Origin of the sequence: Crocosphaera sp. Alani8 (assembly GCF_038442745.1) — a bacterium.
In the GTDB taxonomy this organism is placed as follows: domain Bacteria; phylum Cyanobacteriota; class Cyanobacteriia; order Cyanobacteriales; family Microcystaceae; genus Crocosphaera.
The window spans coordinates 1-8,994 of sequence record NZ_JARVCN010000136.1 but is presented as its reverse complement, the minus strand read 5'-3'; the positions used below and the strand labels follow the sequence as shown (position 1 = coordinate 8,994).

Sequence of the window (8,994 nt, the reverse complement as noted above, 5' to 3'; positions counted from 1 at the left end):
CTGAGTACAGAAACCTAGACAATTCTAGGCAAGAAACACCGATAAATCTCTTACGGGCATTACCGCACTTAGTTAATTATACCATATTCACTCCGCCTAAAGACGGGCAAACTACATCCCACGAGTGAACTACGTGGGCTTTGTTTGCAGTATCCTGTAAGTAGGATCTTTGTGATCTACTGAGAATTAATTAACATAGGGTAATCCCTATCGTGATATGATGATTAGGCAAGAAAAACAGAGCTTTTCTCATTATTAGCCTTATGCCTCAAGCCGTTGGTGTCATTCAAACCGTAGGATTTCCCGCCGTTTTAGCGGCTGCAGATGCAATGGTGAAAGGGGGAAGGGTGACAATTGTGTATTTTGATAAAGCTGAACGTGGGGAATTTTTAGTAGCCATTCGTGGACCAGTTTCTGAAGTGAAAATAGCCATGGAAGCAGGAAAAGAAGCGGCTGAAAAATCCTACAACGGTAAAATAGCCAGTCATTACATTGTCCCTAACCCACCGGAAAATTTGCTGAGTGTTTTACCTCTAGATTTTACAGAAGAGGTGGAGCAGTTTCGCGTTTCATAGAGGGATTGCGCATTTTTCCCATAAAATTATTCCTATTGTCAACACATCATCAATGATTATTTAGGAGACTGACGATGACTCAAAAAGCGGTTGGATCGATCGAATCAAAAGGTTTTCCTGGTATTTTAGCGGCCGCCGATGCCATGGTCAAAGCAGGAAGGATTACTATCGTCGGTTATATTCGTGCCGGAAGCGCACGTTTTACACTGAATATTCGCGGAGATGTTCAAGAAGTTAAAACCGCTATGGCAGCCGGAATCGAAGCCATTGAGCGCACAGAAGGAGCCGCCCTAGAAACTTGGGTAATCATTCCCCGTCCTCACGAGAACGTAGTCGGAGTCCTGCCTATCGATTACAGCGAGGAAGTAGAACAGTTCCGTCAAGCAGCTGAAGGAATTGCTCTCCCTGTGTCAAGTGCTTAGTGTGAGTTTTTGCTCGATTGGGGTGAGGAAAGGTGTCAAACAAGGGTAACATTCATCACGGCAATTTCTGTGATTTTGTCTAAAAATGGATATATTCCCGTTGCTTTCTCCTCCAATCTTCCCAAAGTATGAGCGAAATTTTTACCAAAAGCGTCAACGGGCAAGTGTTTTTTGTATCTGTGGATAGTTTTTTAAGTGCTTTTGACTTTCGTGAAAAGTTAGAGAAAGTCATCATAGATTTGACCCATGCTCACCGATGGGATCACTCAGCAGTTGATGCAGTAGATAAAGTAGTATTACGCTATCGTAAACGAGGGACAGAGGTGGAATTAATTGGACTCAACGAAGCTAGTGCAACCCTTTTAGAAAGATTGGCCACCCACAACGAACCGGATGCTTTGGATAAAATAGGTAGCCACTAAGTTTTAATTGTAGAGACAATTGACCCTAAGCAATGTATTGCCATTCTTGGGTTTTTTGCCTGACTTTCTCTAATTGATACGCCAACAACTCTTGAGTTTCTTTGTAACTTTCCAGTTCAGTTAGATGGGGTTGTCCCTGTAACAATTGACTGTACTGTTCGAGTTTTTTGAGTCTTTGGGTGGTTTGGGTAATTATGTAATTTGCTAGAGCAAGTTTTTCTGATAACTGATGTTGATCTCCAGAAACAACCATTGGTGCAGCCAAGAGACTAATTACTTTCTTAACTTCTCTTAAACACAAAGAAAGTTGTTCTTGATAATCGTCAATAATTCCTTGCCGAATTCTATGGTAGTCAGATGATAAATTTTTCATGAAATTTAATCCTAAATGGATAATTGCTAGAAAATAATATGGACTTGATACTAGCATCTCCTTCTGATTAAAAAGACTATTTTTAGATAGTTTTAAGAATTTTTGTTACGTATAGTATTACAAAAAATTGTTAAGAAATATAGATTTGATTTTGCCAAAATAAGTAACAGATAAACATTAAAATTTACAGTTATATAGCAACTCAGTCATCAGTTGTGATAATTTAAGTCTGAGGTATAAGGGAACGGGAAACAGTGAGAAGTCAACAGTAAGCAGTGGTAACTGATAACTTATAACTAATGACTGGGAAAAAAGATATCTCATGAATCATCCCTGATTGCTATAGTTTTACGTTAAAAATTCCACTAAGCTAGTTAACTTATCCCAAGCCACCCCACTTTTAAGGATATCTCGAGCGGTTTCTACAGCTTTTTGATGATCACACCAAGAAACTAAATCCCCCACCTGCAGAGCTAAAGCCGCATTCAAAGCCACAGCATCCTGTTGTGCTTGTGTTCCTTTCCCCTGTAAAACATTGGTTAAGATGGTGGCGTTTTCTTCCACATTGCCTCCCCTCAAAGCAGTTAAAGGAGCAACAGTTAAACCTAAATCTTGAGGGTTGATTTCCCCGAAACTCACCTCACCTCCTCTCAAAAAGGCCACATCTGTAATATCCCCTAAACCACCCTCGTCTAAGGTTTCTCGACCGTGTAGTACCATTCCTTGGGAAATACCTAATCGATTTAGAGCCTCAGCCATAGGACTGATAAACTGAGGACTATAGACCCCAATTATTTGACCAGTTGGGTTTAATGGGTTGACCAAAGGCCCCAACAAGTTAAAAATAGTGCGAACCTTCAGAGTTTTTCGTAACGGTGCAACGTGCTTCATCGCAGGGTGCCAACCCGGGGCAAATAGAAAAGTAATACCCACAGTTTCCAGAGCTTGAGCCACCTTTTCTGGAGTGGCTGACAGTTTAACACCCAAATATTCCAAAACATCGGCAGAGCCAACTTTGCTAGAGGCTGAGCGGTTTCCATGTTTCGCTACTTTCACCCCTCCTGCCGCTGCCACAAAAGCCACTGCTGTAGAGATGTTAAAAGTGGAAGCCCCATCCCCTCCGGTGCCACAGGTATCGATGACAGGGAAGTTATGGGAAATGACCGTTTCTTGAACAGACTGTTGTTGCAAAACTTCGGCCATTCCGGCTAATTCATCTCCCGAGACACCTTTTCCCTGGAGGCTTACTAAAATAGCCCCAGATAACACTGGGGGAACAGTCTCGTCTAACCACTCTTGCATCAGTCGGCCTGCCTGAGTTTGGGAAAGGGACTGATCATCAAGGAGTTGTTGCAGTAAACTTTGGCTAAATTCTAGAGGATCTTGAGTCATCATTAAATATCTTAGAACGGTGAGCAGTGAGTAATGAGCAGTGATAATAACCGATAACTAATTTCACCACATCCATAAAAACATTCGCAAGCTAAACGGGAATACTAGCCGTACAGAGTCAACATTGATACCCATGACATCAGCACGCAAGTCCCGAAGAAGTATCTCAGTCACAGAAACTGGAAAACGTAAAATCCGAGAAGCCCAAAAACAAAGTAGTGGCAAACGTATCACCTACGAAGATATTGAGGAACGTTTAAACTTCCAGGTATCCCGTAGCACTATTGAGCGATTTTTCCGAGGAAAAGCAGTGGATGTTGAAAATGCCACTAGCATTGTTAACGTCTTAGGTTTGGAGTTAGAAGAAGTGGTTGATGTTGCTATTTACAATGAAATTGCCTTAGGGTAGCCAGGGATATTGCCGAAAATTAGGGGATCTTTTCTCTAAAAAGGCTTGCTTTCCTTCGGCTCCTTCTTCTGTCATATAGTAAAGTAGGGTGGCATTTCCTGCTAACTCTTGTAATCCAGCCTGTCCATCACATTCAGCGTTAAAGGCGGCTTTGAGACACCGTATGGCCATGGGACTCTTGGCTAAAATTTCGTTTGCCCATTGCACCCCTTCTACCTCTAATTGTCCCACGGGAACCACAGAATTAACTAAACCCATTTCTAAAGCTTGTTCGGCTGTGTACTGACGACAAAGAAACCAAATTTCCCTAGCCTTTTTTTGTCCTACTACACGGGCTAGATAACCGGCACCGAACCCACCGTCAAAACTGCCTACTTTGGGTCCAGTTTGCCCAAAAATAGCATTATCCGCAGCTATGGTTAGATCACAAATAAGATGTAAGACATGACCACCACCGATCGCATATCCAGCAACCAGGGCAATAACGACTTTAGGGAGCGATCGTATCAATCGTTGTAAGTCTAGGACATTTAGACGAGGAACCCCTGCGTCATCGAGATAACCTGCTTGCCCCCGCACACTTTGATCTCCACCGGAACAAAAGGCGTATTTTCCATCTGTGTGAGGTCCAGCCCCAGTCAGCAAAACCACTCCAATGTTACTATCCTCTCTCGCATCACAAAAGGCATCGTATAGTTCAAAGACGGTTTTGGGGCGAAAGGCGTTGCGTTTGTGGGGACGATTAATGGTGATTTTTGCAATACCATCAGCTTTATGATACAAAATATCTTCGTAAGTTTTGGCAATTTGCCAGGTTGTTTCCATCGGTTAGGGCAAAATAAGCTTCAATAGTCTATTAAACCATGATTTAAGCCAGAAAATTAGGTATTAAAACAGGATAATTTGTAGGCGTTCAGCTATCAGCTATCAGCCATCAGTTGAATTATCATTAATTAGGTTATTTTTAGCGACCCAAAGCTTCTTTAATCACATCAACTAAGCTAGTTCCACCCCAAATAGCAACCATAATAATAGAAGTAGAAAGGACAGCCGCTAGACAACAAATAACTAATCCTCCCAAACTAATAAACCCGTCGTCTTCTTGTAGTCCAAAAGCAGTTACAAAAATTCCTATAGCGGGTAAAGTATTGGTTCCAGGTATGGGTATCATCATAGAGATTGACATTAAAGCGATCGCCAAACCAATAATAATTCTTCCAGAAAAACTAGCACAAATATAAGTCATTCTCGGACGGGTTAAAGCTTCAATACGTCGTAACCAAGGATTACCTTTTTTAACAAAAGCTTGAACTGTTGTTAACTTCATCGATCCTCTCATCATTTTTTCAGGAAGCCAAGGAATTTTTGCTCCTGCGATAAGTTGGATAGCCAATAAAAACATCAAAATTCCAAAAGGAATAGAATAACCCGGTGCCGGTACTGGAAGTGCGGAAGGTAAGGCTAAAATTACGAATAAAAAGCCAAAAACTCGTTCTCCTGCTAACTCTAAGATATCAATTAATTTTATATCTGAAGAACGATGCTCCTCAAAAAAATAACGATTTAATTCAACTGATAATTTTGCCATAGTGATTTTATTGGAAGATTAAATAAAGATTGCCAACAAATATACCATATAAAAAAGGGGGTAGGAATAACCTACCCACAATGACTTAAAAAATTAACTGTCACCGACAAAAAACTGAGAACCTCTAGTTATATGTTCGGATATGTATGAAATTAAGTTCCAACAGACCAAGAATTGATGTACTCTTCTTGCTCAGCAGTTAAAGTATCGATTTCGATCCCCATTGCTTTCAGTTTTAAACGGGCAATGTCTTGATCGAGTTCTTTGGGAATGTTGTAGAGACCGGGTTCTAACTTACCTTTATTTTGTACTAAATATTCGCAAGCGAGGGCTTGGTTAGCAAAACTCATATCCATTACTGCGCTAGGATGTCCTTCAGCAGCCGCTAAGTTAATTAAACGACCTTCTCCGAGGACAACAATGGTTTTACCATTAGGTAGAGTGTATTTCTGGGTAAAGTTGCGAACCTCTTTGACATCGGTTGCTTTTGCACCTAAAGATTCTAAGTCAATTTCGATATCGAAGTGACCAGAGTTACAAACCATTGCACCATCTTTCATCACTTCAAAATGCTCAGGACGAATGACGTGCTTGTTACCAGTTACAGTAATAAAGATGTCTCCTTGCTGAGCAGCTTGGGCCATAGGTAGAACTCGGAAACCATCCATTGCAGCTTCAATAGCTCTTACAGGGTCAATTTCGGTGACAATAACATTAGCACCAAGGCCACGGGCGCGTAACGCTACCCCTTTACCGCACCAACCGTAACCAGCTACTACAGCTACTTTACCAGCTAAAAGAACATTAGTAGCGCGGATAATACCGTCGAGGGTAGATTGACCGGTTCCGTAGCGGTTATCGAAGAAATGCTTAGTATCAGCATCGTTGACATTCATTGCAGGGAAGGTTAGAACCCCATCTTTCAACATTGCCAACAGACGAACGATACCGGTGGTAGTTTCTTCAGTGGTACCAATGATATCTTCCATCTGATGTTGACGCTCTTTAATTAAAGTAGCTACTACATCGCTTCCGTCGTCGATAATAATATTGGGGCGGTGATCGAGGGCGGTTTGAACATGACGATGATAAGTTGCGTTATCTTCCCCTTTAATAGCGTAAACAGGGATACCATAATCAGCCACTAAACAGGCAGCCACATCGTCTTGAGTGGACAAAGGGTTACTCGCAATAAGTAGCGCATCTGCGCCCCCTGCTTTCAGGGCGATGGCTAAATTAGCGGTTTCAGTGGTCACATGACAACAGGCAGTTAAACGAATACCAACAAAAGGCTTTTCTTGAGCAAAACGTTCTTGAATTTGGCGTACAACGGGCATTTCGCGGGCAGCCCATTCGATGCGTTGTCTTCCTTGAGCAGCAAGATTTATGTCTTTAATATCGTATTGGGATTTTGTTGGGGTTGCAACCATAGGAAATGTTGTCCTTGATTAAAATTACGTCCTAGATGTTTAGTTTAACGTAATTGAAGACCTTTTTGTTGCAATGGTTACTATTTGACTCCGAGGGAATACGGAACGGGTAACAGGGTGCAGATAATTTGTCAAAAGTATACCGTAATAACTTGCAAACTCAGAATCGTTATATTGGAGTAGGTTAATTACGATTGACAAAAACTACAAATGATGAAACTAAGTTTATTAGCCGCTATTTTCACTGCTTCGGCCACAGTAACCCTGAACAATTTTGGCTTGAATTCATCTCTACAAGCTAGAAATGTCGGCACTAATTTTACTTGTCGAAACTGGCAAGGGGTTCCAACCACCCTAGCGGAAACTTCTGATCTATCCACTGTACCCGTATTAATGTGGGAGTCTGACTATTTCAGTAATTCTGGATATGATCCGAGTACTCGATGTCAGTTAGTGTCTGGTAGGTTTCAATACTTTTACAATAACGGACAGTTAAAGTACATAACCACAGGGCGCATGAATAGGATGCCAGTGGTTTGCGTCACCCAAAACAAAGGTGGGGGTTGCGAAGGACTATTATTTACCCTAAAGCAAGGAGTAGATCCCACCACCACTCTACAGAAGTTGATGGCGGTACGAGTTCGCGCCAGTGGACCTTTGAACCAAACAAACAATCGTACATACATCAATTTTGAAGAGTATCTTTCTCAAGCAAAGAAATAACTTGAGTTCGGCGTTAGGAGTTCGGAGTTAAGTCTTTTTTGAGCGGATGAGAGACATTTCGGACTTCCAAACTTGAAGAATTCTCCGTAAATTTTCTTATATCGAACTTAAGTGAGAATAGCTTGCAATGCCCCGCATTGGAGCATTGCACTCTATCAAATACCGTTTACACCTCTAAGCTAACAGACTTTATTTTTATTAGATTTAGATATATGACTTTTTATTTATGATCAAAGAATCAGATTATGGATTATTCATTATTCAAAAAAGTTATTAAATTAAGCTTTATTTTTTGCTTAACTATTAGCTTAATATTAACTTGCTCAACCAGGAGTCTAGCACAAATTTCGCTCTTTACACCACCAAGCAATAATCCCAAAACTGAAACACCACCCTGGGATCTTAATCAAGCTTATACTTGTGGAAGATTTTGGTGTAGTAATGTTCATATCTACGATGATACTGGTAACTTACGAAAAACTTTATTAACTCCTGAATTAACTGTAGCCACTTTAAAACAGCTTAATCAACCCTTAGAAGTTACTAGAAAATTAGAAGGAAGATCAAAATTAATTGAAGAAATATTTAATGATATTTTTCTCAATATTCTTGAAGAAGAAACCATTGAAGTAGATGATTATATAGAAGATAATCTTAGGTTTTGGTTACCAAGAACTTTGAAAAATTTACTGCATATTGCTCAAATCAAACCTTATCATCCCTGGACACCAAAAATTGAAATTGGTACTAGAAATAACCAGACAGTAATCTACACACCTGAACAACTTGAGTTAGGAATTCCTGCACAAACGATTGTTACAGTAACCCATATAGATGCTAAAGCAAACAGAACTACAGTTGACAAATTAGCACAAACATGGAAAAAATCAATTCGTTTGTCTTTTAGCACTGCTTTTTGGGGATATGAATTTGATCAAAAATATTTTGGGTTACGATGGGGTATTTCAGCTATTATATTAGCCATTATATTGATTATCATAGGATTAATTGAATTTTTCCGAACTTTGTTTAAAAAATATGTGAATTATCTCAGATGTGAACTGCAAAAACTGACCAAGCAAATGGCAGTTTATGGGGAAGCAGTTGGGTCTAGTCATAACTCTATCTCTGTTGATTTTAATCATAGCTCTGAGCCATCCAATAAGCGACCAATTGAACAGAAAGAAATCTTCAAAAAGACAATTAAAAAGCCTATATTGTTTTTAAGATTTGTTATTCTACCTTTGATTATCATCAAGAATTTAATCAGAAAAAATAAGTGGTTATATTCTACGTTAAAAAATTCTCAGCAGAAACTATTTTTAAGGAAACAAACTTGGATTAAACAAAAAATCAATTTAACTAAGTTACTCCTTAGTATATTGTTAATTTTACAAATATTTATTTTAAGTTGTGGCTTGACACTCATAATATTTACATTTCGTTCTAGTCGCTTTTTTTCAGTTTATCTACTCAGCGAAACAACCGTCTTAATTATCTTTTGGATGATCTTAATTTTAGTGGATAAATTCTCAGATTTTTTTGTTGATTATAGTCTCAACCGTTGGGCAGTTGAAGCACAAGTTATTCACCCTGAATCGAATCGCTATAGCAATCAGGAATGATTTATGAGAATGAAGATGGGGTTTTTTATAGAGCA

General features: G+C 39.7%; 11 protein-coding genes. 6 read left to right on the top strand and 5 right to left on the bottom strand.

Annotated elements, in window-relative coordinates:
• The first annotated feature begins 263 nt into the window (after positions 1–263).
• From P9B04_RS09620 to P9B04_RS09610, 3 genes are all read left to right on the top strand, one after another.
• The gene (locus P9B04_RS09620) at positions 264–575 is read left to right on the top strand and encodes a carbon dioxide-concentrating mechanism protein CcmK (protein WP_342054772.1); all 312 of its coding nucleotides are present in this window, start codon (positions 264–266) and stop codon (positions 573–575) included.
• Between the two features lie 74 nt (positions 576–649).
• On the top strand, positions 650–997 hold the full coding sequence (locus P9B04_RS09615) for a carbon dioxide-concentrating mechanism protein CcmK (RefSeq protein ID WP_342054771.1): 348 nt from the start codon (positions 650–652) through the stop codon (positions 995–997).
• Between the two features lie 128 nt (positions 998–1,125).
• Entirely contained in the window at positions 1,126–1,419 is a 294-nt protein-coding gene (locus P9B04_RS09610) for an STAS domain-containing protein (RefSeq protein WP_342054770.1), read from the top strand.
• 25 nt (positions 1,420–1,444) lie between these two features.
• On the opposite strand, the gene P9B04_RS09605 is transcribed toward P9B04_RS09610, so the two are convergent.
• On the bottom strand, positions 1,445–1,792 hold the full coding sequence (locus P9B04_RS09605) for a hypothetical protein (protein ID WP_342054769.1): 348 nt from the start codon (positions 1,790–1,792) through the stop codon (positions 1,445–1,447).
• Positions 1,793–2,140: 348 nt separating this feature from the next.
• Positions 2,141–3,184 (bottom strand): anthranilate phosphoribosyltransferase, encoded by a 1,044-nt coding sequence (gene trpD / locus P9B04_RS09600; protein ID WP_446717984.1) that lies wholly within the window; start codon positions 3,182–3,184, stop codon positions 2,141–2,143.
• A 133-nt stretch (positions 3,185–3,317) separates the two neighbouring features.
• Between trpD and P9B04_RS09595 the strand changes: the two genes are divergently transcribed.
• Positions 3,318–3,593, top strand: coding sequence for a helix-turn-helix domain-containing protein (locus P9B04_RS09595; RefSeq protein ID WP_342054767.1), 276 nt, complete (start codon positions 3,318–3,320; stop codon positions 3,591–3,593).
• Here the strand turns inward: P9B04_RS09595 and menB are convergent.
• The 3 genes from menB to ahcY all read right to left on the bottom strand — a co-directional run bounded on the left by menB (position 3,585) and on the right by ahcY (position 6,611).
• Positions 3,585–4,418: a 1,4-dihydroxy-2-naphthoyl-CoA synthase gene (gene menB / locus P9B04_RS09590; protein WP_342054766.1), complete on the bottom strand. Its 834-nt coding sequence runs from the start codon at positions 4,416–4,418 to the stop codon at positions 3,585–3,587. The two genes, P9B04_RS09595 and menB, sit on opposite strands and share 9 nt — an antisense overlap.
• Positions 4,419–4,557: 139 nt before the next feature.
• Positions 4,558–5,181 (bottom strand): exopolysaccharide biosynthesis protein, encoded by a 624-nt coding sequence (locus P9B04_RS09585; protein WP_342054765.1) that lies wholly within the window; start codon positions 5,179–5,181, stop codon positions 4,558–4,560.
• Positions 5,182–5,333: 152 nt separating this feature from the next.
• Positions 5,334–6,611, bottom strand: coding sequence for an adenosylhomocysteinase (gene ahcY / locus P9B04_RS09580; RefSeq protein ID WP_342054764.1), 1,278 nt, complete (start codon positions 6,609–6,611; stop codon positions 5,334–5,336).
• A 210-nt stretch (positions 6,612–6,821) separates the two neighbouring features.
• Between ahcY and P9B04_RS09575 the strand changes: the two genes are divergently transcribed.
• Both P9B04_RS09575 and P9B04_RS09570 read left to right on the top strand, forming a co-directional pair.
• A complete protein-coding gene (locus P9B04_RS09575; protein WP_342054763.1) occupies positions 6,822–7,334 on the top strand; it encodes a COP23 domain-containing protein in 513 nt (170 codons plus the stop codon).
• 245 nt (positions 7,335–7,579) lie between these two features.
• Positions 7,580–8,959, top strand: a complete 1,380-nt coding sequence (locus tag P9B04_RS09570) for a hypothetical protein (RefSeq protein ID WP_342054762.1) — start codon at positions 7,580–7,582, stop codon at positions 8,957–8,959.
• Positions 8,960–8,994 lie beyond the last annotated feature (35 nt).

Bases quoted from the DNA above. Each gene is read 5' to 3' on its own strand.
- P9B04_RS09615 (WP_342054771.1), top strand. From the start codon at position 650: ATGACTCAAAAAGCGGTTGGATCGATCGAATCAAAAGGTTTTCCTGGT.
- menB (WP_342054766.1), bottom strand. From the start codon at position 4,418: ATGGAAACAACCTGGCAAATTGCCAAAACTTACGAAGATATTTTGTAT.
- P9B04_RS09570 (WP_342054762.1), top strand. From the start codon at position 7,580: ATGGATTATTCATTATTCAAAAAAGTTATTAAATTAAGCTTTATTTTT.
- P9B04_RS09585 (WP_342054765.1), bottom strand. From the start codon at position 5,181: ATGGCAAAATTATCAGTTGAATTAAATCGTTATTTTTTTGAGGAGCAT.
- P9B04_RS09620 (WP_342054772.1), top strand. From the start codon at position 264: ATGCCTCAAGCCGTTGGTGTCATTCAAACCGTAGGATTTCCCGCCGTT.
- P9B04_RS09610 (WP_342054770.1), top strand. From the start codon at position 1,126: ATGAGCGAAATTTTTACCAAAAGCGTCAACGGGCAAGTGTTTTTTGTA.
- P9B04_RS09595 (WP_342054767.1), top strand. From the start codon at position 3,318: ATGACATCAGCACGCAAGTCCCGAAGAAGTATCTCAGTCACAGAAACT.
- P9B04_RS09575 (WP_342054763.1), top strand. From the start codon at position 6,822: ATGATGAAACTAAGTTTATTAGCCGCTATTTTCACTGCTTCGGCCACA.
- trpD (WP_446717984.1), bottom strand. From the start codon at position 3,184: ATGACTCAAGATCCTCTAGAATTTAGCCAAAGTTTACTGCAACAACTC.
- P9B04_RS09605 (WP_342054769.1), bottom strand. From the start codon at position 1,792: ATGAAAAATTTATCATCTGACTACCATAGAATTCGGCAAGGAATTATT.
- ahcY (WP_342054764.1), bottom strand. From the start codon at position 6,611: ATGGTTGCAACCCCAACAAAATCCCAATACGATATTAAAGACATAAAT.